Origin of the sequence: Leptolyngbya sp. O-77, from assembly GCF_001548395.1 — a bacterium.
GTDB lineage: Bacteria > Cyanobacteriota > Cyanobacteriia > Elainellales > Elainellaceae > Thermoleptolyngbya.
In genome coordinates this window covers 3,509,401-3,535,518 of sequence record NZ_AP017367.1, presented here as the reverse complement: position 1 = coordinate 3,535,518, position 26,118 = coordinate 3,509,401, and the positions used below count along the sequence as shown (strand labels likewise).

The 26,118-nt window shown below is 57.6% G+C and carries 20 protein-coding genes and 1 pseudogene; 11 read left to right on the top strand and 10 right to left on the bottom strand.

Annotation, left to right across the window (positions count from 1 at the left end; genetic code table 11):
- The first annotated feature begins 123 nt into the window (after positions 1-123).
- Positions 124-886, top strand: a protein-coding gene (locus O77CONTIG1_RS23630) for an IS5 family transposase (RefSeq protein ID WP_410503466.1) whose coding sequence is annotated in 2 segments (ribosomal slippage) — positions 124-468 and positions 470-886 — 762 coding nt in all. Because the reading frame shifts where the segments join, the coding sequence is not laid out codon by codon here.
- Positions 887-1,187: 301 nt separating this feature from the next.
- Here the strand turns inward: O77CONTIG1_RS23630 and tyrS are convergent.
- Positions 1,188-2,411 (bottom strand): tyrosine--tRNA ligase, encoded by a 1,224-nt coding sequence (tyrS, locus tag O77CONTIG1_RS14990; RefSeq protein ID WP_068511982.1) that lies wholly within the window; start codon positions 2,409-2,411, stop codon positions 1,188-1,190.
- Between the two features lie 478 nt (positions 2,412-2,889).
- Here tyrS and O77CONTIG1_RS14985 point away from each other — a divergent pair, with 478 nt between their 5' ends.
- The gene (locus O77CONTIG1_RS14985) at positions 2,890-4,875 is read left to right on the top strand and encodes a transglycosylase domain-containing protein (RefSeq protein WP_317134113.1); all 1,986 of its coding nucleotides are present in this window, start codon (positions 2,890-2,892) and stop codon (positions 4,873-4,875) included.
- A 29-nt stretch (positions 4,876-4,904) separates the two neighbouring features.
- Here O77CONTIG1_RS14985 and O77CONTIG1_RS14980 read toward each other — a convergent pair whose 3' ends face one another.
- Positions 4,905-6,482, bottom strand: a complete 1,578-nt coding sequence (locus O77CONTIG1_RS14980; RefSeq protein WP_068511979.1) for a type II CAAX endopeptidase family protein — start codon at positions 6,480-6,482, stop codon at positions 4,905-4,907.
- A gap of 499 nt (positions 6,483-6,981) precedes the next feature.
- Here O77CONTIG1_RS14980 and O77CONTIG1_RS14975 point away from each other — a divergent pair, with 499 nt between their 5' ends.
- Together O77CONTIG1_RS14975 and O77CONTIG1_RS14970 are read left to right on the top strand one after the other, a co-directional pair.
- On the top strand, positions 6,982-8,304 hold the full coding sequence (locus O77CONTIG1_RS14975; protein WP_286132338.1) for a histidine phosphatase family protein: 1,323 nt from the start codon (positions 6,982-6,984) through the stop codon (positions 8,302-8,304).
- 7 nt (positions 8,305-8,311) lie between these two features.
- Positions 8,312-9,589: a dihydroorotase gene (locus O77CONTIG1_RS14970; RefSeq protein ID WP_068511975.1), complete on the top strand. Its 1,278-nt coding sequence runs from the start codon at positions 8,312-8,314 to the stop codon at positions 9,587-9,589.
- Positions 9,590-9,606: 17 nt separating this feature from the next.
- Here O77CONTIG1_RS14970 and O77CONTIG1_RS14965 read toward each other — a convergent pair whose 3' ends face one another.
- From O77CONTIG1_RS14965 to O77CONTIG1_RS14950, 6 genes and pseudogenes are all read right to left on the bottom strand, one after another.
- Positions 9,607-10,944: an OB-fold nucleic acid binding domain-containing protein gene (locus tag O77CONTIG1_RS14965; RefSeq protein WP_068511971.1), complete on the bottom strand. Its 1,338-nt coding sequence runs from the start codon at positions 10,942-10,944 to the stop codon at positions 9,607-9,609.
- Between the two features lie 265 nt (positions 10,945-11,209).
- On the bottom strand, positions 11,210-11,869 hold the full coding sequence (locus tag O77CONTIG1_RS14960; RefSeq protein ID WP_068511968.1) for a Uma2 family endonuclease: 660 nt from the start codon (positions 11,867-11,869) through the stop codon (positions 11,210-11,212).
- Between the two features lie 40 nt (positions 11,870-11,909).
- Positions 11,910-12,254, bottom strand: coding sequence for a hypothetical protein (locus O77CONTIG1_RS28010; RefSeq protein ID WP_317134264.1), 345 nt, complete (start codon positions 12,252-12,254; stop codon positions 11,910-11,912).
- A gap of 33 nt (positions 12,255-12,287) precedes the next feature.
- Positions 12,288-14,234, bottom strand: a pseudogene (gene dnaE / locus O77CONTIG1_RS14955) (DNA polymerase III subunit alpha); the annotation flags it as partial.
- On the bottom strand, positions 14,222-14,533 hold the full coding sequence (locus tag O77CONTIG1_RS28005) for a PHP domain-containing protein (protein WP_317134112.1): 312 nt from the start codon (positions 14,531-14,533) through the stop codon (positions 14,222-14,224). The pseudogene dnaE and the gene O77CONTIG1_RS28005, both read right to left, overlap by 13 nt.
- A gap of 276 nt (positions 14,534-14,809) precedes the next feature.
- Positions 14,810-15,493: a hypothetical protein gene (locus O77CONTIG1_RS14950; protein WP_156435297.1), complete on the bottom strand. Its 684-nt coding sequence runs from the start codon at positions 15,491-15,493 to the stop codon at positions 14,810-14,812.
- 270 nt (positions 15,494-15,763) lie between these two features.
- Here O77CONTIG1_RS14950 and O77CONTIG1_RS14945 point away from each other — a divergent pair, with 270 nt between their 5' ends.
- Positions 15,764-16,261 carry a DUF4112 domain-containing protein gene (locus tag O77CONTIG1_RS14945; protein ID WP_068511964.1) on the top strand — a complete coding sequence of 166 codons (498 nt, stop codon included), beginning with the start codon at positions 15,764-15,766 and terminating at the stop codon, positions 16,259-16,261.
- Between the two features lie 89 nt (positions 16,262-16,350).
- Complete coding sequence (locus O77CONTIG1_RS14940; RefSeq protein WP_068511962.1) at positions 16,351-17,415, top strand: hypothetical protein; 1,065 nt, start codon at positions 16,351-16,353, stop codon at positions 17,413-17,415.
- A gap of 41 nt (positions 17,416-17,456) precedes the next feature.
- Here the strand turns inward: O77CONTIG1_RS14940 and O77CONTIG1_RS14935 are convergent, their stop codons facing one another.
- Positions 17,457-18,929 carry a sulfotransferase family 2 domain-containing protein gene (locus tag O77CONTIG1_RS14935; RefSeq protein ID WP_068511958.1) on the bottom strand — a complete coding sequence of 491 codons (1,473 nt, stop codon included), beginning with the start codon at positions 18,927-18,929 and terminating at the stop codon, positions 17,457-17,459.
- Here O77CONTIG1_RS14935 and O77CONTIG1_RS24650 point away from each other — a divergent pair.
- From O77CONTIG1_RS24650 to O77CONTIG1_RS23625, 5 genes are all read left to right on the top strand, one after another.
- Complete coding sequence (locus O77CONTIG1_RS24650) at positions 18,928-19,074, top strand: hypothetical protein (RefSeq protein ID WP_156435295.1); 147 nt, start codon at positions 18,928-18,930, stop codon at positions 19,072-19,074. The genes O77CONTIG1_RS14935 and O77CONTIG1_RS24650 overlap by 2 nt on opposite strands.
- A 305-nt stretch (positions 19,075-19,379) precedes the next feature.
- On the top strand, positions 19,380-21,524 hold the full coding sequence (gene glyS, locus O77CONTIG1_RS14930; protein ID WP_068511954.1) for a glycine--tRNA ligase subunit beta: 2,145 nt from the start codon (positions 19,380-19,382) through the stop codon (positions 21,522-21,524).
- 483 nt (positions 21,525-22,007) lie between these two features.
- Positions 22,008-22,601, top strand: coding sequence for an HpsJ family protein (locus O77CONTIG1_RS14925; RefSeq protein WP_068511951.1), 594 nt, complete (start codon positions 22,008-22,010; stop codon positions 22,599-22,601).
- A 19-nt stretch (positions 22,602-22,620) separates the two neighbouring features.
- Positions 22,621-23,583 (top strand): cyanoexosortase C, encoded by a 963-nt coding sequence (gene crtC, locus O77CONTIG1_RS14920; protein WP_068511948.1) that lies wholly within the window; start codon positions 22,621-22,623, stop codon positions 23,581-23,583.
- A gap of 582 nt (positions 23,584-24,165) precedes the next feature.
- The gene (locus O77CONTIG1_RS23625; protein WP_084782687.1) at positions 24,166-24,342 is read left to right on the top strand and encodes a DUF4278 domain-containing protein; all 177 of its coding nucleotides are present in this window, start codon (positions 24,166-24,168) and stop codon (positions 24,340-24,342) included.
- Between the two features lie 206 nt (positions 24,343-24,548).
- On the opposite strand, the gene O77CONTIG1_RS14915 is transcribed toward O77CONTIG1_RS23625, so the two are convergent.
- A complete protein-coding gene (locus O77CONTIG1_RS14915) occupies positions 24,549-25,778 on the bottom strand; it encodes a glycosyltransferase (RefSeq protein ID WP_068511943.1) in 1,230 nt (409 codons plus the stop codon).
- Positions 25,779-26,118 lie beyond the last annotated feature (340 nt).

Genomic DNA, 26,118 nt, shown 5'->3' with positions numbered 1-26,118 from the left:
CCGTTTTGCGTCCCCAACTCGCCTCAATCAGGCTACTGACTAGGGCAGTGTCATGGTTTAGTTTTAGGGAGTGTCATCAATTAGATAAGCTGTAATCAGCAGTGATTCAGCTATCTGACGATTATGACAACCCGACGCTACGCCCTGCGCGATGACCAATGGGAACGGCTCCAAGATTTGCTCCCTGGACGAGCGGGGGCGGTGGGAGTCACAGCAAAGGATAATCGTCTGTTTGTCGAGGCAGTGCTATATCGATATCGAGCCGGCATTCCCTGGCGAGACTTGCCAGAGCGGTTTGGTCATTTTCGCAAGGTTCACACCCGCTTTCGGCGCTGGGCAAAGACGGGCGTATGGCAACGGGTGTTTCAGGTGCTGTCTGAAGATGCAGACAACGAATACGCCATGATCGACACCACGATTGTGCGTGCTCATCAGCATAGTGCTGGGGCAAAGGGGGGATGCCAATGCCCAAGCCATTGGTCGTAGTAAAGGGGGATTGAGCACCAAGATTCATGCGACTGTCGATGCACTGGGCAATCCGACAGGCTTTCACCTCACACCCGGGCAGACCTGTGACCTTGATGGGGCTGATGTGCTGCTAGAGAACATTCAAGCTGATACAGTCCTGGCTGACAAAGGATATGACGCAGACCAACGGGTGGTTGAGCGACTCCAACAACAGGGCAAGGCTGCTGTGATTCCGCCCAAGCGAAACCGCAAGACACCGCGTGAATACGACAAGGAGCTATACAAAGCGCGGCATCTGATTGAGAACTTCTTTGCCAAACTCAAGCAGTATCGAGCGATTGCGACACGCTATGACAAGTTAGCCGAGACGTTTCTGAGTGCAATTTACATGGCGGCTGCCCTGACTTGGCTTAATTGATGACACGCCCTAGGGTGATGCCTTGGCTCGTAGTAAGCGCTTTAGCGCTAAAGCGCTTACTACCAACCTAAGTTCTAGCTGTGACACTGACTAGGGCAGTGTCATGGTCTAGTTTTAGGGTGATGCTTTGGCTCGTAGTACGCGCTTCAGCGCTAAAGCGCTTACTACCAACCTAAGTTCTAGCTGTGACACTGACTAGGGCAGTGTCATGGTCTAGTTTTAGGGTGATGCTTTGGCTCGTAGTACGCGCTTCAGCGCTAAAGCGCTTACTACCAACCTAAGTTCTAGCTGTGACACAGCACTAGGGCACGAGTCGGGTAAAGCGATTTTTGCCCACTTGCAGCACCTTCCCTGTGAGCGCGTCGGGTGCGTCAAAGCTTGTGTCAGGATTGTCGAGGCGATCGCCATCTAGCCGCACTGCACCGCCCTGGATCTGTCGTCGCCCGTCACTGCTGCTCTTGCACAGGCCGCTGGCTCCCAGGATGTAGGCCAGCTTAGCGGGAAACTGAATGCCGCTGAGGGAAAACTCTGGCACTGCTTCGGCTTTTGTCGCGTCGCCCTGCACCAGATTCAGCGCAGACTTTTGGGCTTCGAGGGCGGCTTCTTTGCCATGATATTGGCTAACAACTTCGAGGGCGAGGAGTTTTTGGCGATCGCGCGGGTTTTCGGGCAGCGCATCCAGCGGCAGGTTGGTCAGCAGCTCAAAATATTGCAGGATGGCGCTGTCGGGAATTTTCTCCAGCTTGGAATACATCGACAGCGGGTCTTCCCGCAGCGCCACGTAGTTGTTGAGCGATTTGGACATTTTTTGAACACCGTCCGTTCCTGGCAAAATCGGCATCAGCAGCCCAAACTGCGGTCGCTGCCCAAAGTGCCGCTGCAAGTCGCGCCCCACTGCCAGGTTAAATTTCTGGTCGGTGCCGCCCAGTTCCACGTCCGCCGCCAGCGCCACCGAGTCGTAGCCCTGCATCAGCGGATAGAGAAATTCATGCAGATAAATCGGTGTCTCCTTTTCGTAGCGCTCGGCAAAGCCCTCCTTCGCCAGCATTTGCCCCACGGTCATCGTGCCCAGCAGTTCTAGAATCTTTGCCAGATCAAGCTTTGACAGCCATTCGGAGTTGTAGCGGATCTCCAGTCGCCCCGGCGTATCAAAGTCCAAAATCGGGCGGAGCTGATCCAGATAGGTCTGGGCATTTTGGGCGACCTCTGCCTCGGTCAACTGCTTCCGCACGTCCGATTTGCCCGTGGGGTCGCCAATGCGGGCGGTAAAATCACCGATTAGCAAAATCGCGGTGTGGCCCGCATCCTGAAACGCCCGCAGCTTGCGATAGACCGTGCTGTGTCCCAGGTGAATATCGGTGCCCGTGGGGTCGATGCCAAACTTGATGCGGAGGGGGCGATCGCTCTCCGCCAGCCGTCGCGCCAGGTTTTCGTCAGCGCTCTGCGATTCTCGCTGATCGGGAAAAATTTCGCTGATGCCCCGATACAGCCATTGAAAAGAGGGATCAGTCGATAAATCAGCCATAGGGTTAATCCAGACGGGGTTACAAACTCTTACAAACTCAGGGGCTTTAGAAAACCGCACAATACTCGAAAATTATGTAATCTTCAGCCATACTTACTAAAAGCTGTACAAAAGCGGCGATTTTCATCAACCACCTGGCGACAGCCCCTGTCAGCAACTATGACGAATGCGCGAATCCTTCGCTATCGTATTTAGTTACCTGACGCTCTCAGCGCTGGCACCGTCTCTGGAATAGCTCAGGGCAGGGTATCTTAAAGCCTGCACTGTCCAGACCCAAAAAGCCAACCCTTGCCAAAAGAGCGATCTGCAAGAGCCAAGGTTTCATTTTTTCACGACTCGCTCGGCTTTGCCACTGCCTCTGCTGCTTTTGATGCTGCTGTTTTTATATAAATCTGCTCAAACGCTTGCCCCAAATCCTGCCCGAAATCATCTGCCCGCTTTGAACATTTCTTGACTGAATCCTTAAACCCTTCCTGCCGTGTCGTCAAACACCGCCCGTCAAAAGAAACCCCAAAAGAAAGCATCTGCCAAGTCGCGTGCTGCCAATGCCGCCAATGCGCCTCGGGTTGAGAGCTATGTTCAGACCAATAATCTCGCCCCCATCTACAAGTTTGTGCAGGCCGTTGGCAAGGTCACGGCTGGAACGCTGCTGGGCACCACGATGCTGACCAGTTCCGTCATCGCGGGGGGGCTGGTGGGGTTGGCCATTAGCTTCCGCAACCTGCCCGATGTGCGAGTCCTGCGGAACTATATCCCAGCTGAAACGAGCTACGTGTATGACGTGAAAGGGGTGCTGCTCGACAGCATTCACGACGAGTTCAACCGCGAAGTGGTAGAACTGGATGAGGTATCGCCCCACCTGAAGCGGGCTGTGCTTGCAATTGAAGACAGCTATTTCTACCAGCACCACGGCATTAACCCCACCAGCGTCGGGCGGGCGCTGCTCAGCAACCTGGAAGAAGGGCGCACAGTGGAAGGCGGCTCGACGGTGACGATGCAGTTGATCAAGAACCTGTTTCTCACGCCAGAGCGATCGCTCAGCCGAAAAATTGCCGAAGCCGTGCTGGCGCTGCGTCTAGAGCAAATCTTCACCAAGCCTCAGATCCTGGAAATGTACCTGAACCAGGTCTATTGGGGACACAACAACTACGGCGCACAAACCGCTGCCCAGAGTTATTTCCGCAAGCCCGCCTCGCAGCTAAATTTGGCGGAGGCGGCCATGATGGCTGGGCTAATCCAGGCTCCAGAAGAATACAGTCCCTTTGTGAATTACCAGCTAGCCAAGCGCCGTCAGGCGATTGTGCTGAATCGGATGCTGGAGCTGAAGTGGATTACGCCCCAGGAAGCCGCCGCCGCAAAGCAACAGCCGATTATCCTGGGTGATATTACCTCGTTCACTACCAGCCGCTCGCCCTACATCACCGAAGCCGTCGAGCAGGAACTCCAGGCACGATTTGGTCGGGATGCGGTGCTGAAAGGCGGAATGCGCGTGCAGACCACCATCGACCTGAATATGCAAAACATGGCCGAGCAGGTGGTTCGGGAAGGCCACCGCAGCCTGCGTCGCCAGGGCGTTCGGGCAGACCAGATGGCGCTGGTGGCGGTAGATCCACGCACCCATTTCGTGAAGGCAATGGTCGGTGGTGTAGACTACCAGACCAGCCAATACAACCGAGCGATCCAGGCGCTGCGACAGCCGGGATCTGCCTTCAAGCCGTTTGTGTACTACGCAGCGCTGGCATCGGGTAAGTACACGCCAGAGTCTACTGTGATGGACACGCCCGTTAGCTATCCCGACGGCTACGAAACCTACCGTCCGCAAAACTATGGCGGCGGCTTTTATGGAGCGATGAGCTTTCGGGCGGCGCTGGAGCAGTCGCGCAACATTCCTGCTGTAAAGCTGGGTCAGGAGGTGGGGATTAACCGCGTGATCGAAGTCTGCCGAACGCTGGGCATCAAGAGTCCGATTGAACCCGTGGTGTCGCTGCCCTTGGGGTCGGTGGATTTGACCCCGCTGGAGATGGCGGCGGCCTATGCCACCTTTGCCAGCGGCGGCTGGCAGTCGGACACGACCTTTATCGTCCGCGTGACGGACAGCACCGGGCGCGTGCTGTTGGACAATACGCCCAGCCCGCAGCTTGTGCTAGATCCCTGGGCGGTGGCCTCGCTCAACGACATTATGCAGGGCGTGATTACTCGCGGCACGGCGCAGGGGGCCAGTATCGGCAGACCTGCTGCGGGCAAGACGGGCACCACTTCTGCGGAACGAGATATCTGGTTTGTGGGCTATGTGCCTCAGCTTTCGGTGGCGGTGTGGGTAGGCAACGACAACTACAGCCCCGTCGGACAGGGCGTAACGGGGGGGCGCTATGTCGCTCCGATTTGGCGAAACTTTATGCTGCGGGCGCTGAAGGATGTGCCTGTGGAGAACTTCCAGCCGCCGTCAGCGTTTATCCGACCGTAGGGCTGCGAGTTTTGAACAAGTTGCTGGCTCTATAGCCGTGCCCCGCTCCCCAGCACAAATAGCCCAATCATGGTGATGGCGTTCCACAGGCTGTGCAGCAGGATAGGCGCTAGCAGATTGCGCGATCGCGTATAGACCATTCCCAACACTGCGCCCAGCGTGGTCAGCGGGATCACCTCCGATAGGCTGAGGTGGGCAACGGCAAATAGCAGGCTGCTAAGGGCGATCGCCCCCCACACGGGCATATACCGCGTCAGCGACGGCAGCAGAAACCCGCGAAATAGCGTCTCTTCAAAAATCGGCGCGGCCACCGCAGCGGTGAACAGGAACAGCCCCAGCGACAGCGCATCGCCTTCTTCCAGGACAATTTGCAAGAGCGGATTGCTGCCGCCCTGCCCCTGCCAGATTTGCTGATTCACCAGCGACACGCCAATCATCAGCGGCAGCGCCACCAGATAGCCACCCAGCCCCCACAGCGGCCAGCGGCCCGCCACGCGATATTGAAACCAGTCCTTGGGTAGGGGAATCCACTTGCGGATCGACCAGTACAGCACCGCCAGCCCCGACCCCGCCATCAGCAGGTAATAGGTGAAGGCATAGACCGCCTTTGCCCGTGGCCCAAACGCCGTCAGGACTGGACTCAGCACCCCGACAATCAGCGGTGCCACCACCTGCCCCGCAATGAAAAAGCCGACAATCAGCACTTGCCAGATGATTTCCCAGTCCCAGGGCACGTCCCACGGTACCTCGCCATTTAGCGCCAGGATCGACTGTTTGCCTTGGGTCAGCCGCTGGGCGACCAGAAAAACCAGTAGCCCTGCCCCGGCGATCGCCCCTAACACGGGCACTGTGCCCACCAGCGCCAGCTTGCCGAGGGTTCCCTGGGCGATCGCTGCCTCGTCTGCCCGCAGCGCGTTCAGCGCCTCAGTGCGCTGCTGCAAGCTATAGAGTCGATCCAACGCCGTATAGCGAAACCAGCCCTCTAGCCCCTTCTGAAGCTGCATTTCGGCATCGGGCACAATGCGAGGCGGCTCGTTCCAGAGGCCCGTCAGGGTTCTGGCGGTGTCCGCTGCGGGGCTGCCTGCTGCGGCGCTCTCGGCCAGTTTTCCCCAGGTTTGCTGGGCAGCGGTCAAATCGCCCTGCTCCGCCTGCAAAATGCCAATGCTCAAATCCAACTGATCGAGGAGCGATCGCTGCTGCTGGAGCGCAGTAGTCAGGCGGGCCGCTTGCGAATCGACCGTGCGCGACGGAATCGGGCGCGCGGACGCAGCGGGCGGCGGGCCAGAGTCTCCCAGCGTCGCCGGATCAACCGTCGCCAACCGCTTTTCCAGCTTCGCCAGATCGGCCTCTGCCGCCTTCCGAACGGCTTGATACTGCTCCAGCGCCGTCTTCAGCGGAGACTCTCCTAGCAGCGCCTTTTGCAAGGCCGCCCCATCGACCTCTCCCGTGATTTCGGTGGCCGCCGTGGCGTGCAGCAGCAAGTTGGTCTGATAAAGCTGTAAACGGTTCGTAATTTGCGGTTCTTGAAAACTACTCCAGAGCGAACCGCCGACCAAAATTGCCACAAACAGCGTCAACACGCTGAGAATCAGTCGTTTGAGGGTCATGCCTTTTGGGAAGAAGGGTTAGAGATTTGGAGAAGAGATAACGGGTTTGGGGCTATGCGCCAGGTCAACAGACGATTAACATTGAGAGATTTACTGAGGGATTTGATGTTGGGAGTAGAACACTGACAACGGGACTCAATCCTGCTGCTTCGAGTGACAAGTGGAGTGACGAACGTTCAGCCATCGTGCAGGGTTACCCCGGCATTATCTCACTGTTCCCCAGTCGCAGCAGTGATGACCGAGCGAATTCCATCGCTCGATAGATCCCCTGGAGATCCCCTGGTCAGAGCAACAGGTGTAGCAGGATGGGGTGTCATGCAGGGCGATCGCCCCCAGATTTTCCCTATATTTCGTCCCAGGTTCCCCCCAGATTCCCCCAGATTTGGAGAACGAACGGGGTAGAATGCTTCTATTTGAAAGCATTTGAAAGCAACCCTCTGCACCCAGTACACCCCTTTCATACACGGAGGACACAGCCCTGGCTACTCGCGTCATCCTGGTGCGCCACGGCATCAGCACCTACAACACCCTGCGCCGCATCCAGGGACATTTTGACGAGTCTACACTGACCGACGAAGGGCGCGAGGCGGCCCAGCTGACGGGGCTGGCACTGCGCGGGCTGCCCTTTGCCGCCGTGTATGCCAGTCCGCTCCAGCGGGCGCGGGAAACGGCCGAAATTCTCACGGCCCAGCTAGACAATCCGCCCGCCCTGCAACTGCGGGACGACCTCAAGGAAATCAACATGGTGGAGTGGGAAGGGCTGCCCTTTGACGAGGTGAAGGAGCGGTTTCCGGAGTCCTATCGCCACTGGCAACAGGAACCAGAAAAGCTGAAGATGCGGCTTCTGACACCAGAAGGGGAGCAGGAATTTTTCCCGGTGGTGGACTTGTATCGTCAGGCAGCGCAGTTTTGGCGGGACACACTGCCGCAGCACGCAGGCGAAACGATTTTGCTCGTTGCCCACAGCGGCATCAACCGGGCGCTAATTGGCACGGCGGTCGGTCTGGGGCCAGCGGACTATCATGCGCTGAATCAAGCCAACTGCGCCATCAGCGTGCTGAATTTTGCGGGCGGCTTTGGCGAACCCGTGCAGTTGGAGTCGGTGAATCTGGTCGATCACCTGGGCAAGCCGCTGCCGGACGTGCGCGGCAACCATCGCGGGCCGCGAATGCTGCTGGTGCGCCACGGCGAAACCGATTGGAACCGCGAAAAGCGCTTTCAGGGGCAAATCGACGTACCGCTGAATGAAAATGGGCGCGTCCAGGGCGAAAAAGCCGCGTTCTTTCTGAAAGATATCCCCATCGATCGGGCAATTACCAGCCCCATGCTGCGCCCCAAGGAAACGGCGGAACTGATTCTGCAATTTCACCCCGATGTTGCCCTAGAGACGGACGATCGCCTCAAGGAAATCAGCCACGGGCTATGGGAAGGCAAGCTGGAGGAGGAAATTCAGGAGGTCTACGCCGATGAACTGGCCGCCTGGAAGGTGACACCCGAAACAGTTCAGATGCCCGCTGGGGAGAATTTGCAACAGGTGTGGGAGCGGGCGATCGCCGCCTGGAATGAAATCGTCGCCAGCGCACCGAGCAATCGCCCCATTACCATCCTCGTCGTTGCCCACGATGCGGTCAACAAAGCCATCCTTAGCGGTCTGATGGGCTGGGGCCCAGAAAAGTTCTGGGTGTTTAAGCAGGGCAACGGCGCAGTCACGGTAATCGACTATCCCCACGGCCCAACAGGGCGGCCCATGCTGCAATCGCTCAACATTACTACCCACCTGGGCAGCGGCGTGCTGGACAAGACGGCTGCTGGAGCGCTGTAGAGGGGCTATGGCGAGTGAACTGTTCCGCCAGGTCAGGCTGCTCGATCCGATGGCAGAGACGGATCGAGTGGTGGATGTGTGGCTCGAGTCGGACGGCGTGCGGGCGATTGCCGACGATGTGGAGCCGCCCAGCGCTGATGTGACGGTGACGGATGCTTCGGGGCTAGTGCTGGGCCCGGCGCTGGTGGATCTCTACAGCCATTCTGGGGAACCGGGCTACGAATCGCGAGAGACGCTGGACTCGCTGCACCGGGCGGCACGAGCGGGTGGCTTTGGGCGGGTGCTGCTGCTGCCCGACACCGATCCGGCAATCGCCACGCCTGCCGATGTGGAGTGGATACGGCAACACGCCCCAGCCGGACTGCCCCGTTTGCAACCCTGGGCCGCCCTGACGCTAGATGCCAAAGGCGACCAGATGACAGAGTTGGGCGAGCTGTCACAGACGGATATTGCGGGCTTTGCCGACGGGCGACCCATCCGCCAGTGGGGACTCTTGCGGCGATCGCTCGAATATGCCCAGGCGCTGAACCGACCGATCGCCCTCTGGTGCTGCGACGAAACCCTGCGGGGCAACGGCGTGATGCGCGACGGCCCCGACGCGATTCGGTTTGGGCTACCCGGTGCGCCAGCGATCGCCGAAACTGCGCCTCTGGCGGCCCTGCTGGAATGCGTCGCCCAAATCGGCACACCCGTTCACCTGATGCGCGTCTCCACGGCTCGCAGCGTGGCGCTAATTGCCCAAGCCAAAGCCAGCGGACTGCCGATCACCGCCAGCACGACCTGGCATCATCTACTGCTGAATACGCAAGCCGTCGGCCGCTATGACCCAAACCTGCGCCTGGAGCCGCCGCTGGGTACGCCAGACGATCAGGCGGCGCTGATCGAAGCGGTGCGTGATGGGGTAATTGAGGCGATCGCCATCGACCACAGCCCCTACACCTACGAAGAAAAAACCGTCCCCTTTGCCGAAGCACCACCGGGGGCGATTGGGCTGGAACTGGCGCTGCCGCTGCTCTGGCAGCAGTTGGTGGAGCCAGGACACCTGCCCGCGCTGACGCTGTGGCGGGCGCTGAGTACGAACCCCCTGCGCTGTTTGGGAGAGCAACCAGAGGCGATTCCTGTAGGGAGCGCTTCGCGAATCGCCCCTGACACGCCTCCCCCCCTGACCCTATTCGACCCGCGCCCGTTGTGGAAAGTCACCCGCCAAACGCTGCAATCTCGCTCGGCAAACACACCCTGGCTGGGTCAAGAGATTCAGGGACAAGTGGTAAAGGTTTTCTTCTGACCCAGTGCGTTCGTGTTTTAAGAGGCACTGGTCAACGCTGTTGAGCGGGCGCGGAAGCCGGCTTGGTTCAGCGCAGCTACAGCGGCCTGACAATCCTGCACGCGAAACTGGTTGCCCAGCCGCACGAGTTCCCGCCGATGCGCCCCGGCGACGATCGCCACGATGGGCGTTTTGCACTGGTCTTCGTCGCCCCGGTTTTTGAGAATGACCTCGCGCAGGGTGTTTTGCTGCACAATGTCGCCTGCAATCTGTGCGTCTAGTTCCACCATCACCAACTGAACGTCTTCCACAGGTTCGGCATCCTCGACAATCAGTTGGCTGCGCTCGTCGCGCTTGTCTACTTTGCCCCAGATCATCAGCCGCGCATCCTGCACGATCAGGCTGCCGATGCGCTCATAGGTGCGCGGAAAGACGACCGCTTCGGAGTGCCCCGTCAGGTCTTCGAGCTGGATGATGGCCATGCGATCGCCCTTTTTCGTCACCACCGGCTTCACGCCCGTCAGCATGGCGATCGCGCTAATGCTCGTCCCTTCTGGCTGCTCTTCCAGGCTGCCCAGGTTAATCGGGGCCAGAATTCGCGCCGCTTCTCGAATGTTCTTCAGCGGATGATCCGACACATAAAAGCCCAGCAGTTCTTTTTCAAGCTTGAGCCGCTCCTGCTGCGGAAAGTCTTCGACGGTCGGAGATTTGGGAGCCGCCTCGAAGCTTCCCGGCGCTTCGCTGACGCTGCCCATCATATCGAACAGGTTGCCCTGCCCGATCGCCCGATCCTTCGCCCGCGACTGCGCCCACTCCAGCACCAAATCCAGATCATTCATCAACTGCCGCCGATTCGTCTCGATGCAGTCCAACGCCCCACACTGGATCAGCGCCTCCAGCGCTCGCCGGTTCACCGTGCGCGGGTCGATGCGGCTGCACAAATCGCCTAGCGACTTAAACGGGCCGTCCGCCTCTCGCGCCTGCAAAATATTCTCGATCGCCCCTGCGCCCACGTTTCGCACCGCCGACAGCCCAAACAAAATACTGCGCTCCAGCGGCGTAAAGTCCACGCCCGATCGGTTGATGTCCGGCGGCTCCACGGTGATGCCCATCATCGTGCAGGAGGAAATGTACTTCTGCACCTTGTCCTGGTCGTCGCTGTTGGCCGTCAGCAGCGCCGCCATGTATTCCACGGGGTAATTCGCCTTCAGATACGCCGTCTGAAAGGTGACGTAGCCATAGGCCGTCGAGTGCGACTTGTTGAAGCAATTGGAGGCGATCAGGCTATTTTGCAGCACAAAATTGTGATCGCGTTCGACGCCGATATCGTAAACCCATTGGGTGCCTAATGATTTGCGGCTGATAATTCTAACCATCTTGGCGATCGCCCCTTGCTATCTTGTGAGTCAAATTCTTTAGAGGATGTTTGAAAAGATCGCCTGTAATGTTAAGCACTCAGAGATCCCCCCCCAACCCCCCTTAAAAAGGGGGGGAAACCGCCTTAAAGTCCCCCCTTTTTAAGGGGGATTTAGGGGGATCTTGCACGCTTTGCTACAAACAGTAGGACTTTTCAAACATCCTCTTAGTCAAATTCTGTCAAACTGCGTTCTAAACTCTATATTCCCTCGAATATCTCGAATATTAAGAGGACTCGCGCATCTGGTGTATCCAGCTTCTTAAGGCACGACTCGCTTCGACTTCATCACAACTCGCCTGCTGCAAAAAGTCATAGAGTTTTTCTTTTGGAACTGTGGGAAACGTGGGACTATTTTCTACTTCTACATAGACTTGTGCCTGGAGTTGATAAATCTTCAAAACTTGACCATTAAAGCGCCAAAACTCTGGTACACCAATGCTGGCATAGAGGCGATTCTTATCAATATCGGTGTGCGTGATATCGACTTCTACCACTAAGTCTGGTGGGGGATCTTGCTCAAAATTAATCCGTCGTCCGGTCACCCGCCCCTGGTTTTGAATGTAGTAAGCATTATCCGGTTCGGCGCTGCGCGCTTGGTTGGGATACTCCAGCGTTGTTGAGCCAATGGACTTAATTTTCAATCCGAATTCCTCTACCAAAATCCGAATGAATAGCCCAATCCACTCTGCAAAACTCTCGTGTTCTTCCAGGGGCATAGTTAGCTCTAGCGTGCCGTGGTCGTAGGTCAGCCGGGGCGATCGCCGCTCTCCCAGGGCCTGTTGAATCTGCTGATAGCCTTGCCAGTTGAGCTGATGAATCGTGACGCGGCGCTCTCCAGAGAGCGCCGATCGCGGGACCGAGAATTGGGGAGCAGTGCTGACCATTTCAGGACTCACCAGGGTAAAGGTTTGGGGAGATCATTGCTTAACCTCTCGAACAAGCAGGCACAGGGACGGTAACTCGTTTTAGCGCCAGATTTTTCTCGAAAATTTCATCAATGGGCAGCATTTCGCCATCTTCTGCCATGAATTTGTGATCGGGGGTGGCGCGGAGGGTGGAGCCGTCTTCCAGGGTATATTCAAACACCTCTTGCAGCCCGCGCTGGTGCCACTGGGCGATCGCCTGCGTATAGACAAACCCATTCGCATCGACGCTGAATACAGTGCAGGGAAGCTGGCGTTCTACGACTTCACCAATGGCGATCGCCCCATATTCCACGGTCAGAATCTGAGTGTCGTAGCTCAGACAATACTCGGCAAATTTCACCATCTGGTCAAACAGTTCCGCCGCCACCTTCTTGGGCACGCCGTTCTTCTCTGCGCCTTCAGTGAAGATGCTCTGGTGCTTTTCCATCTCCTCCTTCTTCTTTTTGCCCATCGCCCGCCGCAGCAGGTCGGCTTGCCCCAGCGAATAACCCCCCATGTCCTGAGCAATTTTCATGATCTGCTCCTGGTAGACCATGATGCCGTAGGTCTCGTTCAGGATGGAGGTGAGCAGCTCATGTTCGTATTCAATTCGTTCGCGGCCGTGCTTGCGGTTGATGAACTTGGGAATCAGTCCCGCGTCCAGCGGCCCCGGTCGATAGAGCGCCAGCACCGAGGAAATGTCTTCTAGACCCGACGGCTTCAGATCCCGCACGATTTGCCGCATGCCCGACGATTCCAACTGGAAGATGCCCTCCAACTCGCCCCGCGCCAGCAGTTGGTAGGTGGCGGGGTCGTCCATCGGAAGGTTGTCCAGATCGACCTGGATGCCATGAGTCTTGCTGATCAGATCGACGGCTTTTTGGATCATCGTCAGGTTCTTTAGCCCCAGGAAGTCCATCTTGAGCAGTCCCAGCAGTTCGATGTCTTCCATCGGGTACTGTGTGGTAATGCCACCTTCCTTGCTGCGCTCCAGCGGCACCACTTCGTCCAGCGGTTCTGCCGAAATCACCACACCCGCCGCATGCACGCCCGTTGATTTGTTGGTGCCCTCGATCCGCATGGCCATGTCGATCCAGCGGCGATAGGTGACAGGCGGTTCGCTGCCAGGGACGACGGCATCGCTATCGTATTTTTCTTTGAACTCCGGCGCGGGCGTTTCGTCGGAGATCATCACCTTCAGCTTGGCCGGCTTGCCGCGCACGACGGGAATCATCTTCGCCATCTTGTCGGACTCGCCGTAGGGGATATCCAGCACCCGCGCTACGTCTTTTAGCACGGCCTTGGAGGTCATGCGGTTGTAGGTGATGATCTGCGCGACGCGATCGGTGCCGTACTTCTCGGTGACGTACTGAATCACCTCGCCCCGACGTTCGATGCAGAAGTCCGTATCGATATCAGGCATAGACTTGCGCTCTGGGTTCAGGAAGCGCTCGAACAGCAAGCCGTGATGCACCGGATCGATATTGGTGATGCCCAGGGAGTAGGCCACCAGCGACCCCGCTGCCGATCCGCGCCCTGGCCCTACGGGAATACCGTGATCTCGTGCAAACTTGATGTAGTCCCACACCACCAGGAAGTAGCCGTCGAAGCCCATCTGGTGCATCATTTGCAGCTCGTATTCCAGTCGCTCCTGATAGTCTGGGGGGACTTCACGGTAGGTGGCGACCTGGAGGCGCTTGGCTAGCCCAGATCGGGAGGTTTCTTCGAGGTAAGTAGCAGGCGTGTAGCCATCGGGCACGGGATAGTTGGGAATGCGCGGTTCACCCAGGATTTTGTAGCCCTCGACCTTTTCGGCCACTTCGAGGGTGGTGGCGATCGCCTCTTCCACCACATCCGGCGGCAGGTGATCGCGGAACAAAAGCCGCATCTCATCGGCGGATTTCAAATACTCCGTGCCCGTGTAGCGCAGCCGCTTCTCTTCCACGATGGATTTGCCCGTTTGGATGCAGAGCAGCGCGTCGTGGGCTTCCACGTCGTAGCAGGAGATATAGTGCGAATCGTTGGTGCAGACCAGCTTGATGTCTAGCTCGCGGGCAATGCGGACGATTTCGGGGTTGACGATGCGCTCTTCTTGCAGCCCGTGGTCTTGAATTTCCAGATAGTAATCGTCGCCAAATACGTCCTTGTACCACTGGGCGACGCGCCGCGCCACATCCGGACGGCCCTGCATAATCGCCTGGGGCACTTCGCCGCCGAGACAGGCGCTAGTGACGATCAGCCCGTCTTTGTACTGCTCTAGCAGTTCCTTGTTGACACAAGGGCGCGAGAAAATGCCCTTCCCCTGCACACCCTGGAGGTGAGAAATGGTGGTCAGCTTGACGAGATTCTTGTAGCCTTGGGTGTTTTTGGCGAGGACGACCTGGTGGGTAGCGGGGGGCGACGCTCCTGCTTGGTGATGTCGCCGTTGATCACGTACATCTCGTTGCCGATGATGGGCTTGACGGCGTTGTCGCGCTTCTTGCACACCTTGAGGATTTCGATCGCGCCGTACATCACGCCGTGATCCGTCAGGGCGATCGCTGGCATTCCTAGCTCAATCGCCCGATCGATGAGCTGGTCGAGCTGACTCGCGCCGTCTAACAGGCTGTAGTCGCTGTGGATGTGCAGGCCGACAAAAGACATAACTCAAACCACAAACAGGGCTGAGCATCAGATTAACACCATCCCTGGATTTTGAAGCGCCATTCTTGTAACGAAAACTCTAGATGTGGAGTCTGTCGATCAAGAAGTAGATAGCGCCAAACCCGTTTCTACATGGCAGTTGCGAGAAATTTTATAGTACTAAGGTATCAAATTTCGACGGGGTTTTCGCGTAAACATTCTCTCGATTTTCCCCTTTTCCGCTGCCGGGGATTTGGGATTAGAATGCGACTGATGCTCCTTTCGCACTGCCTACGTCTAAGTCAATTGAGCGTCGTAGCCGATTTCGACAATGCGATTCCTGGAAGGATCGCTCTGCAAATTGCCCTCTAGCTTGAACCACAGCGCTGCCGCATACTCATCGGGTACACCATAAAACAGCAGGGTGTCGCCCTCTTCTTCGCGGATGCCGTCTGGCGGGCCATAGGTCTGGAGCAGGGTTTGGTGCGAGTCGCCGACGCGAATGCCGGCCCGCGTTGCCAAGTCGGGATTGCGCGTTCTAAAAGAAAAAACCTCAAACGTGCTGCCGTCCAGGCTTTCTAACAGCTTGATCGTGGTATCCGGAGCATAGCCCAAGATTCGCACCATGCCGCAGCAGGCCCAGTCTTCATCCACCTGGTTCAGGGGTTCCCCAAACCGCTGTCGGACGGCTGACTCTGGAGCCTGGAGCGGAATGCCTGCGATCGCCATTTGCTCAATGGGCAGAGGGGTGCCGAGGGACTGGGCGACAGGGGCAGACGGTTCGTCGGGTGCAGGACTGGGAGACGTGCCCCTTGATCCATCTCTCGCATCGGTCTGAGGTTCAGCCTGGGGATTGACCGGGGCGGACGGGGCAACCCCAGACGTTGGGCTAACCGAGGCTTGTGGCTGCACAGAGGAGCAGCCCACCGAGAGCATCGTGGCGATCGCCAAACTGCCGAAAATTGCTTGAATAGGACGCATGATCATGGGCCTCAACCGCAGTGCTTTAGAGATAGACTTCAGGAACAATAGGGTGACTTCTACACCGTGGCTTCTACACCCTAGACGACTCCTTTTCCGACTATGTCATCGTCACCAGAGTTCTCACCACAATCGTCCTCCCGATCATCGTCTTCCCGATCATTGTCCCCACAATAGTCCTTCCCAGCGATCGCCCCCGGTGCCCATACCCGCCCAGCTTGTTTGAGAGAGACCCTACCGGGGCGATCGCGCCTTTAGACTAAGTTCTGTATGTCACGCCAGCGAGACTCTCGCGCCCTTGCCGATGCCAGCGCTCTCCAGCGCATTCGCACCCTGGCCTATCTGCTGGATAACGCGATTCCCATCCCCGGAACGCGCTATCGCATTGGGCTAGACCCGATCATGGGACTGATTCCGGGGGGCGGCGACGTGGTGGGGCTATTTTTGTCAGCCTATCTGGTACTGGAGTGTCTGCGGTTTCGCCTGCCCACGGAAACGCTGTTCCGCATGGTGGGAAACCTCGCCCTAGACAGTATTTTGGGGCTGCTGCCAGGGATGGGCGATTTTTTTGATGCGGTGTGGAAAAGCAACGCCCGCAACCTGGCCCTGCTGGAGGCGCACCTGGCCAACCCCGCCCAGCGTGAGGCAGCCGATCGCCAAACCGTGGCCCTGATTGCGATCGCCGTTGTTGCCATTGTGGGCGGTATTTCGCTGCTGATGGCCTCGCTGCTGAGGGCGCTGCTGGCCGCACTGACGGCCGTGGGCTAGACAAAGCTTTTGGCGGGTCTTCTGAAAAGTTGCGGGAAACCTGCCATAATAATCCAGCCCCTCCAAACTGCTCCCGCCAAACGCTAGATATGGTTGCCGCACCCGATATTTCTGACCTCACGTCCACCACCCCTGAGGTTTATCTGACCTTTCAGCTTCCCGACCCAGAGGATGAGCAGATTTCTGACTACGAGTTTCAGCAGCAGATCGAGGCGGCGTGGCAGGTGTGCGATCGCTTTGATTTGCAGACCGACATCTGGCGCGGGCGCATTTTGAAAACGGTGCGCGATCGCGAAAAGCGTGTCGGCAATGCTGGCGGCTCCGGCTTTTTGCGCTGGCTGGCAGATCGGGAAATTAGCAAAAGTCAGGCCTACAGTCTGATGGAGCTAGCCGACAGTGCCGACCTGCTGCTGCAAGAAGGGCTGCTGGAGCCGCAAGACGTGAGCCAGTTCAGCAAACGCGCCTTTATCGAAACGGCTCAGGCTGCGCCAGAGGTGCAGCAAATGGTGAGCGAAGCAGCCCACCGGGGCGATCGCATCACGCGGCGAGAAGTACGGCAACTAGCGGACGAGTGGACTGCCGTCACCTCCGACCTGCTGCCCATCGAGGTGAAAGAAAAAGCCGCTGATCACACCCTGCCGACGCGCTATCTGGCTCCGCTGGTGCGCGAAATGGAGAAACTCCCCGAAGCACACCAGGTTCACCTACGGGACGAAGTAGCGGAAAATCCCGACATCGACACCGTGAAGCAGGTCACCGCCGAGGCCCGCTTTTTGGCAAAATACCTCAACGCAGCAACCCAGGTGCAGGCACTCAATCGCGATGGGTTGGATCTGGAGAGCGCCTTGGAAGAAGCGATGCGAATCGGCTGCCTGAACAGCACTGCCGACCTGGTCAACCAGGCAGCCCAGCTTGAACAGGCGATCGCCAAACTCTACACGACTTGGCGGCGCATCGTCAGCCTGTCGGAACGAGTCTACCTCGACAGCGGCAGCAGCACTCCCAATTTGCGATCGCTCCTGGCGTATCTAACTCCGCTCTCCGGCGAAATTCTGGAACTGCAACTGGGCGACCCCACCAGCGGCACTTCCCGCCGCATCCGCCTCAAGGTCATGGCTGAAGCAGAGGGCGACCCCGCTGGAGAGTGGGATTAGCAGGCTTTTAGCGTCATCCAGACCCTGCCCCTTAAACTTTGTTACCAAATCCGCCAGCGGCGAAGGGGTTCTAGCGTCAACTGCCGCAGGGCAAAACCAACCAGCCGATCGTCCTCTGACGCAGGATTGTTTGCATTCAGCGGCAGCGTGTGGGGGACTCGAAACGTAAAGCGGGCAAAGGGTTGGGAATGTTGGAGGGCGCTTCCCGGAGGGAAAGTGCGCTGCACCGCTTGCGCGAACGCTTCGCGAATCGCCGGAATCGTGCCCGTCAGCACGCCGCCATTGCCCTGGCGCGATTGAACACGCAGCGAAACCGGGTGCTGGTTCACCGTCAGCTCCAGGCTATCCAACACATCGGGGGCGATTGCCCGATCGATTTCCAGCGTCAGCCGCACATCGGCATTGCCCGTCAGCGGCCCTGCCAGCGGCAAATCCAGCACCGACACCGGCCCCGGCCCAGACCAGCGCGTGGCATCCTGCGGCGAAATGCCGTTAAAGCGACCGCTGCGCCGATGCCAGCCTTTGCCAGAGAGCGGCTGTCGAAAGTCGTAAACGAACCGCTTGCGGGAGAGTCCGGAGAACGTTTCTGGCGGATGCGTCGCCGCATAGTGGCGGGCGTAGTGTTGTTGGAGCGCGGCTTGCACGGCGGTCGGGTCGCTGGCATCTTGCAGGTTTTCGTGCTGGTGCAGCGCCTTGAGCATCTGCTGATATTGCGCGGCAAAGCGGGTTTTGGCGTGGTCATATAGCGCCTGGTCGAGGGCGTTGTGCTGGGCGATCGCCTCGATCACCGCTGGCGACAGACCCTCCCGCCGCGGCCGATGCGTCACCACGCGCAGGTTTTGATATTCCGCCGCCGGATACCAGCCAAAACGATAGTTGAGCAACTGCACCGAGGCGTGAAACTGCTCCATCACGCCCACCCAGGCAAAGCGATCCACGCTGGCGCAGGCCAACTGGAGGCAATTCGCCAAGGAATCCCCTTGGGGATCGCCCACCGACAGCGCCGCCTCGTCTCCATCCCAAATCGCCAACTGCCGCGTCTGAAAATTGCTCGTCCGCTGCTGCACAATGGGGTCGGGATGCAACACAAAGCCCAGCAGGTCGTGTTCCGCCGCTGCCCGCATCAGCACTCCGTATTCTGGCGTTTCCGCAGTGCCGCGCTGAGCCGCCCGCCGAAAAAATTCATACAGCGAGATCACCCGATCCACCGGGTCGCGCAACACAGTGATGTAGACTGGGCGCGTCAGAAATTGCCGAATCAGATTGTGGCTAAAGTGTCCCCGGATGAAGCGATAGCGGGTCAGCAGCCCCCTCAGTTCCTCTGGAGTACAATTTTTCGCGGCCGGGTCGAGCGCGGGCAACTGATACGGCCCTGGCGCAATCTGGCGCACATCGAACTGGGCATCGGCGATCGCCGTCAGGGTAGACCCCGCCGTTTTGGGAATGTGGATATAGCAAAGCTGGTCGGTCGCCGCCAGCGGGCAATACAGCGTCGAGAGAGTCGAGTCGTCCATGCCGCTATTATCAACCGCCGCTGCTATTTTGGATTGGCGATTTTGGATTGGCGATTTTGGATTGGCGATTTTGGATTGGCGATTGATTTTAGATTGCCAGTATGCGTCTGTAAGGACTCCAGCAATTTCCTTCGACCGCTCGTAGTGGTGACTTCAGTCGCCCTATTCACCGTTCGTAGTGGTGACTTCTTGTAGTGGTGACTTCAGTCGCCCTATTCACCGTTCGTAGTGGTGACTTCTTGTAGTGGTGACTTCAGTCGCCCTATTCAAGGCTTCTCGGAGGCAGACTGGGCATAAACTTGCAGACCTTTTTGCCCCCGCGTCCCCCATCTCTCGACGAGGCATCGATCGTTCCGTCCCCGGCCCTGCGATACACTGTTGAAGTTGAGAACCGTTAGGACTAGCAAGGCGCTGGGGCATGAGCCGCCACGTCTGGAGAGAATCGCACCTATGGCGACGTTTTTATTGGAAGTGGGGACGGAAGAACTGCCTGCCGGGTTTGTGGCGAGCGCGATCGCCCAGTGGCAGACGAAAATTCCCGCCAGCCTCAGTGAGCATTTTCTAAATCCCTCAGCGGTGAATGTCTACGGCACGCCGCGCCGTCTGGCAGTGGTGATCGAGGGCTTGCCAGAGCAACAGCCTGATCGGGTCGAAGAGGCCAAGGGCCCGTCGGTGCAGGCGGCGTTTAAGGACGGGCAGCCGACCAAAGCAGCAGAGGGCTTTGCGCGATCGCGCGGCGTGTCGGTCGCAGATTTTGAAATTCGCAAAACCGACAAGGGCGAGTTTGTCTTCGTGCAGCAGACGGTTCCCGGCCGCCCCACCACCGACGTGCTGAAGGAACTCGTGCCCGACTGGATTTTCAAGCTAGAAGGCAAGCGGTTTATGCGCTGGGGCGACGGCGAGCAGCGGTTTTCTCGCCCGATTCGCTGGCTGGTGGCGCTGTGGAACGAGGCCGTGCTGCCGCTGACGCTGGTGAATGGCAGCGAAACCGTGACGAGCGATCGCCTCTCCCAGGGACACCGCATCTTGCACCCCGAACCCGTCAAGATTCCCAGCGCCTCGCTCTACGTCACCACGCTGCGGAAGGCATTCATCGAAGTAGACCCGGCCGAGCGTCGTCAGGTGATTCAAGAGCAAACCGTGGCTGCTGCCAAGCGGGTCGGCGGGGTTGCTGCCGTTAACCCCAGTCTGCTGGATGAAGTGGTGGATCTGGTGGAATATCCCACCGCCGTCGTCGGGCAGTTTGACCCGGAGTTTCTGGAGGTGCCCGCTGAGGTGCTGGTGATGGAGATGGAGAGCCACCAGCGCTATTTTCCGGTGCGAAAGTCCGAAAGCTCCCTGGAACTCCTGCCTTACTTCATTACGATTTCCAACGGCGACCCGGCCAAGTCAGACATCATCGCCGAAGGCAACGGGCGCGTGATTCGGGCGCGGCTGTCGGACGGGCGCTATTTCTTTGAGAGCGATCGCAAGCAGCCGCTAGAGAGCTATCTGCCCAAGCTGGAAACCGTCACGTTTCAAGAAGCGCTGGGTTCTATGCGGGCCAAGGGCGATCGCCTCGTTAGCATTGCCGAGCGGCTGTGCGACCAGCTCCAGATCGCGGGCACGGCGAAAAATCACGTCCTGCGGGCGGCGCTGCTGTGCAAGGCGGATCTGGTGACGCAGATGGTGGGCGAGTTTCCAGAACTCCAGGGCGTGATGGGCGAAAAGTATGCCCGCGCCAGTGGGGAGCCGGAAGCTGTGGCAGTGGCGATCGCCGAACATTACCTGCCCAAGGGCGCATCCGACTCGCTGCCGCAAACCCAGACGGGGCAGGTGGTAGGGCTGGCCGATCGGATCGATACGCTGGTGGGCATTTTCAGCCTGGGCATGATTCCCAGCGGCTCCTCTGACCCCTTCGCGCTGCGTCGCGCCGCCAACGCCATCGTCCACATCGCCTGGGGCGCAAACCTGCCGCTAAATCTGGATCGGCTGCTCCAGGACGTGATTGCCGACTATCCCACGGGCACGGTGAAAGATGCCGCCGCGCTGCATCACCAACTCCGCGACTTTTTCCTGACGCGGATTCGCACGCTGCTCCAGGAAGACCGGGGCATTGACTATGATCTGGTAAACGCCGTCGTGGGCGAAAATGACGCTGAATACGGCGATCGCGCTTTGCAGGATGTGCTGGATGTGCGCGATCGCGCCCTGTTCCTCCAGTCCATTCGCCAGGACAAAACCCTGGACGCGATTTATGAAACGGTCAACCGCTCGGCGCGGCTGGCTAAGCAGGGCGATCTAGACACGGCCGCCCTCGACCCCAGGCCCCTAATCGATCCAAAGCAGTTTGAAAAGCCCTCTGAGCAGGCATTTTATGACGCACTGGTGGCGCTGGTGCCCGAAACGCAAGCCGCCAAAGCCGAGCGCAATTACCAAAAACTAATCGATGCGCTGGCGAAAGCTGCGCCTGTGGTCAGCCGCTTTTTTGATGGCGAAGACAGCGTGCTGGTGATGGCGGATGACCCAGCCGTGCGCCGCAATCGGCTCAACCTGCTGGGGCTATTGCGAAACCATGCGCGGGTGCTGGCCGACTTTGGGGCGATCGTGAAGTAAGCGAAGCCCCTGAAGCCTATCACGGTTTACGCCATTCGATTCCCCAAACCCTTTTGAAAGCGGGCTTTTTGGAATTCTCTCCTGATTAAGGGGGCGAGGGGGATCAGGCTCGAAACGCTTCAGCCCATCTGTGCTGAACAGTTTGGTATTGCGCCTGGTAGCCTGGGCGCTACGTAGCCTCTCTCCTCTGTATGTAAAGCCTTCACAAAGCCCGTGCGAAGCACGGAAGAAGTTGTGCTGGCATCACCCGGACGACTGTTTTCTGTCAGTGAAAGAAGAAGTGGAATGCGATCGCCCTGTCGAAACGCTTCCGTTTCGATCGCCCTGCCGTGAATTCAGCCGTGAATTCATGTGTGAATTCGGACGTAATTCATCTGTGAATTCACCCTTGAAGCGCTTCAAGCTGCAAGGTTTCACAGCTCCGCAGTTTCACATCATTCCACAGTTTCAAAATCTCACAATTTCACATTAGGTGGTGTGCATATGGTTAGCGTGCCGGGTCAGTCGATGGTCAATCCGCAGGTGGCAAAAGGACTTTGCCGAATTGTCGGATTTACCTGTTTAGCGGGTTTTTTGCTGGATATGAGCGCGATCGCCCTGCCGTTTGGGGCAGGCGAGGCGTGGCGCATTGGCGTATTGCAACAACTGGGCGATCGCAGCATCGTGTTTTTGTTTGGCATGGCGCTGCTGCTGTATGGCTTCTGGGAAGAGCGATCGCAGCGCAAGCCGCTGGCCTATATCGCGCTGGCCGTTGGTGTACTTTTTCAAATTTGCTGCTTGGTGGTGATCCGCGATGGACTGGTCTTGCAGCAAGAAACCGTCGAAAACATCAGCAGCCGCGCCGCCGAAATTCAAACCCAAATTGAGCAAAGCCGCAATCAGGAGTTGCCGCCCAATGTCACTCCAGAGCAGCTTGAGCAAGCCGCCCGCCAGGTGCAAGCCCAGGCAGACTCCCTCAAGCAAAACGCCAAAACGGGCATTACCAAATCCAGCATCGCCAGCGTCGGCAATCTGGTGATTGTGGGGCTGGGGCTGATTGGTCTGGGACGAGTCGGGATGCGATCGCGCCGAAGCTAAAGCCTGAAAATGGAACCTCATGAGCCAAACCAAAAGTCGTAAAAAGAAGCGCCCCGGCATTCTCCAGAGCATTCAGTCCAGCGTTCGTCAGAGCATTCGCAATACAATCTTGCCGCTGCTCAAAGACGCAGTGAAAACCTGGCACGGACGGCTGGTGCTGGCGGGGCTGACGGTCGGGCTATGCTACCTGGCGGCATGGCTACCGGGCTTGGTGACTCGCGCCGCGCAAGGGTCAGCAGGCTTGCCGCTCCTCTCGGTCATGGTGTTTTTGGGCTTGCGTCAGCTCTGGAAGCGGCGCGACCATCTCGCCCAAATGCACGCCTCCGAAGAAGACCAGGTTCTCGGACACCTGCTGATTCTCTGCGGGGTGCTGCTGTTTCCCTTCTGCCGATTCGACATTTGGCCCCAGTCTGTGATTTGGCTGCTGGTGCTGGCGGGCATCGCCTGTAGCACATGGGGCGCAAGCTTTTTTTGGCGCTATCCCTTACCCGTCGGGTTGCTCATCCTGACAGCCTACCCAAAACCCGGCGTGATGGCGCGGCTTGTATGGACAGCGCTAACCCCGCCAGAGTTTTTAGAGCGCATCATGGCGCAGGCGGGGGCCGCAGCGCTGCGGGTAATTGGTCATTCGGCGATCGCCGATGGCACGGTGGTCGCCCTCCCCCAAGGCGCGGTGGATGTAGACTGGGGCTGCAACGGCTTCAACATGGCGTTCACCATGACCGCTGCTGGGATGATCATGGGTTTATTTCTCAAGCAAACTTGGCCTAAGGTGCTGGGCATGATGGCGATCGGCGCTGTGCTGGCGCTCATCTTCAACGTGCCACGCATCATGCTGCTCACCATTGCCTCGGTCTATTGGGGCGACGCCGCCTTCAAGTTTTGGCACGGACACTGGGGCGGACAGCTATTTTCTAGCGTGCTGTTCACGTTCTACTACTACGCAGCGATGGCCCTAGCAAACCGTCGTCGGACGGCTTGAGCCACTGCCCGGTTCAAGCAGCCTCCCTTTAAAGCAGCCTACCCTTTGCAGCCTACCCTTTAAAGAGGGCACTGACAGACTTGAGACAGCAAACTTACTGCCCTCATCCCCCAACTCCTTCTCCCAAGTGGGGAGAAGGGGAGCTAGATATGGGGTTGAAGTCCCTCTCCTGCTCTGGGAGAGGGATTTAGGGTGAGGGCTGCAATTGCTGCGTGAAGTAGATTAGTGCCTTAAAGAGGCTCTAAACAGGCACGGATCGTTGCTCTACGGCGCAAAAACGATTCGTGCCATTCTGCTGTGTCAGGTTATTCGCAGGGTTTGCAAGACAGGAATGGCTTGAATTGTTAAGGTTTACGACTATCCTGTGGGTCGGCATTGACAGAACCTCGAAAAACGGTAACAATGAATACAGAATTAATTCAATGCCTGATTTGCAGCACTAATTTGCCGCTCTGAAACAGCGCTAGCCGTGTGTTGGAGAGTGCGCTACAACGTTTAACCTACGACCCTCCGGTGACCGAATTAGTCAAATCGGGTCATTCGATTACCAGCAATTCTTTTTGAGTGTCTTGAGAGGTCACTATGCAACTTCATTATCGTGGTGCGACCTATGAACCCGCCAACAACGCCGTTGAAGGGTGGGAAGGCGAGGTCATTGGCAAGTATCGGGGTGTCCCCGTCCGCCAGCATCAGTTTCGGAATGTTCCCAACCAGCCCATCGATCTGCGTTTGAAGTATCGCGGCGCTTGGGTCAAGTAGCGCTAGGTTTTTCCGTTTGGCAAGTTTGGATTAGCAACTGTGGCGAAACCAAGGCACCCTCCGGGGTGCTTTTTTTGTTGCACTTTTTTTGTTGCACTTTTTATGGCACTTTTTGTGACACTGTTTGTTGTGGTTTGTTGTGCTTGTTGTTGTTGTACTTCTTGTTGTACTTCAGAACTGTGCTTGCCCTCATCCCTTTGCCTGTTTCAGGTTGCGGCCAGTTCCTGCAATAATTCCACATGCTTGGGCAACAGAATGCTTTGAGAATAGCGTTCGACAATCGTTTGACGTGCAGCGTCTCGGATGTGCTGCATGTCTTTTCTATGTTCGAGTGCATCACAAATGCGATCGCCAATTTGTTCTATCGCAAAGAAATCAACCAGTAGACCATTCACCCCGTCTTGCATCATTTCGCGGACGGGCGGCGTGTCGGACGCGACGATCAGACAGCCTGATGCCATTGCTTCCATAAAGGACCACGACAGCACAAAGGGGCGAGTCAGATAAACATGCACCGACGATGCCCGCAGCACCAGTTTATACAGCCCGTAAGGTAAGTTGCCGACGAAATGCACCCGCGACAAATCCAGTGGCACTTGCTTTAGCATGTAGTCCTTAAAACTATTGCCTTCGGGGGCGGCAGGGCCGTAGGCAATGCGGTCGGCAGCGACAATCACCACATGAGCCTTTGGGCGGCGCTCTAGCACCAGCCCCAACGCCTGCATAAACTGCGGAAACCCCCGGTAGGCATCCATACCGCGCGATACGTAGGTGATGATCTCTTCCTCTTCGGACAGATCTAGAACCGTCTCGCCTCGTTCATTGACGAGCAGCATTTTTTGCGCTGGGTCAGGAAAGAAGTAGTCTGTATCTACGCCATCGTGGAGGACAGAAATTTTGGAGTGAAATTCTGGCGGAAACTGGTCTCGCTGCCAGAGCGTTGGAGCCAAGCCGCGATCGCAGCTATAGAGGTCCACCAGCATTGGCGCATTGCCTGCCCGAATCCGCAGCACATCATCTGGCGTTATGGGAAATGCTGGATCAAAGTCGGCATCGCTGCCGTGTGCCTGTCCAAACCATTCGCAATAGGCCAGATAGCCCGCATCGGGAAACGCATCTTTAATAAACATGCCCACGCCCCAGCCTGAATGGGCGCTGACCACATCAGGCACAAAGCCCGACGCTTTTAGTTGCTCTGCCAACCGATACACCGCCTGTCCGTGCAAAACAGCGCTTTCGTAATTGCGGACGTAATGGTGGATATTGGGCGTTGGCTCTCGCGAGGGGGCAAAGTTGACCTTATGCACTCCGGCAAGCTGCACGTTTTCCGTGTGCTTGGTGCCAAAGACGACCGTGTTATTGGGGTCAGCGGCTAGGAGTTGCGACAGGTGCAAGTATTGCGCCGGAAAGTTGTTGTGCAAAAAGAGGACGCGCATTTGGGTGCTTTTGGGGCTGAAGGCAGAGATCTAGTTCTGAATGAGTCACTGCAATTTTGGCATATCTGCCCCCCAACCCTGGCGTTTTGTTCTCTTGGGTCTTGTATCAGTTCTTGATTTTGGATTTTCTCTCGATTTTGGATTTGCGCTTTGGATAGTCAGTCGAGCATCTGCGGAGCTTTCAGTAATCTTGTTCTTAGCCCCAGACGATAGGAGGGTTGGCTGAGCAATCCAAAGTCGTCTATCTACTAAAATCCAAGCTCGGCTTTAGTGCTATGTCACAGCTAGAACTTAGGTTGGTAGTAAGCGCTTTAGCGCTGAAGCGCTCACTACGAGCCAA

Excerpts from the sequence above, each read along its gene's own strand:
- O77CONTIG1_RS28005 (WP_317134112.1), bottom strand. The coding sequence starts at position 14,533 with ATGTCTTTTGTCGGCCTGCACATCCACAGCGACTACAGCCTGTTAGAC.
- O77CONTIG1_RS14960 (WP_068511968.1), bottom strand. The coding sequence starts at position 11,869 with ATGGTCAGCACTGCTCCCCAATTCTCGGTCCCGCGATCGGCGCTCTCT.
- O77CONTIG1_RS14965 (WP_068511971.1), bottom strand. The coding sequence starts at position 10,944 with ATGGTTAGAATTATCAGCCGCAAATCATTAGGCACCCAATGGGTTTAC.
- O77CONTIG1_RS14980 (WP_068511979.1), bottom strand. The coding sequence starts at position 6,482 with ATGACCCTCAAACGACTGATTCTCAGCGTGTTGACGCTGTTTGTGGCA.
- O77CONTIG1_RS28010 (WP_317134264.1), bottom strand. The coding sequence starts at position 12,254 with ATGGTGAAATTTGCCGAGTATTGTCTGAGCTACGACACTCAGATTCTG.
- O77CONTIG1_RS14940 (WP_068511962.1), top strand. The coding sequence starts at position 16,351 with ATGGTTGCCGCACCCGATATTTCTGACCTCACGTCCACCACCCCTGAG.
- O77CONTIG1_RS14935 (WP_068511958.1), bottom strand. The coding sequence starts at position 18,929 with ATGGACGACTCGACTCTCTCGACGCTGTATTGCCCGCTGGCGGCGACC.
- O77CONTIG1_RS14950 (WP_156435297.1), bottom strand. The coding sequence starts at position 15,493 with ATGCGTCCTATTCAAGCAATTTTCGGCAGTTTGGCGATCGCCACGATG.
- O77CONTIG1_RS14915 (WP_068511943.1), bottom strand. The coding sequence starts at position 25,778 with ATGCGCGTCCTCTTTTTGCACAACAACTTTCCGGCGCAATACTTGCAC.
- crtC (WP_068511948.1), top strand. The coding sequence starts at position 22,621 with ATGAGCCAAACCAAAAGTCGTAAAAAGAAGCGCCCCGGCATTCTCCAG.
- O77CONTIG1_RS14945 (WP_068511964.1), top strand. The coding sequence starts at position 15,764 with ATGTCACGCCAGCGAGACTCTCGCGCCCTTGCCGATGCCAGCGCTCTC.
- O77CONTIG1_RS14970 (WP_068511975.1), top strand. The coding sequence starts at position 8,312 with ATGGCGAGTGAACTGTTCCGCCAGGTCAGGCTGCTCGATCCGATGGCA.
- O77CONTIG1_RS24650 (WP_156435295.1), top strand. The coding sequence starts at position 18,928 with ATGCCGCTATTATCAACCGCCGCTGCTATTTTGGATTGGCGATTTTGG.
- O77CONTIG1_RS14925 (WP_068511951.1), top strand. The coding sequence starts at position 22,008 with ATGGTTAGCGTGCCGGGTCAGTCGATGGTCAATCCGCAGGTGGCAAAA.
- O77CONTIG1_RS23625 (WP_084782687.1), top strand. The coding sequence starts at position 24,166 with ATGCAACTTCATTATCGTGGTGCGACCTATGAACCCGCCAACAACGCC.
- glyS (WP_068511954.1), top strand. The coding sequence starts at position 19,380 with ATGGCGACGTTTTTATTGGAAGTGGGGACGGAAGAACTGCCTGCCGGG.
- tyrS (WP_068511982.1), bottom strand. The coding sequence starts at position 2,411 with ATGGCTGATTTATCGACTGATCCCTCTTTTCAATGGCTGTATCGGGGC.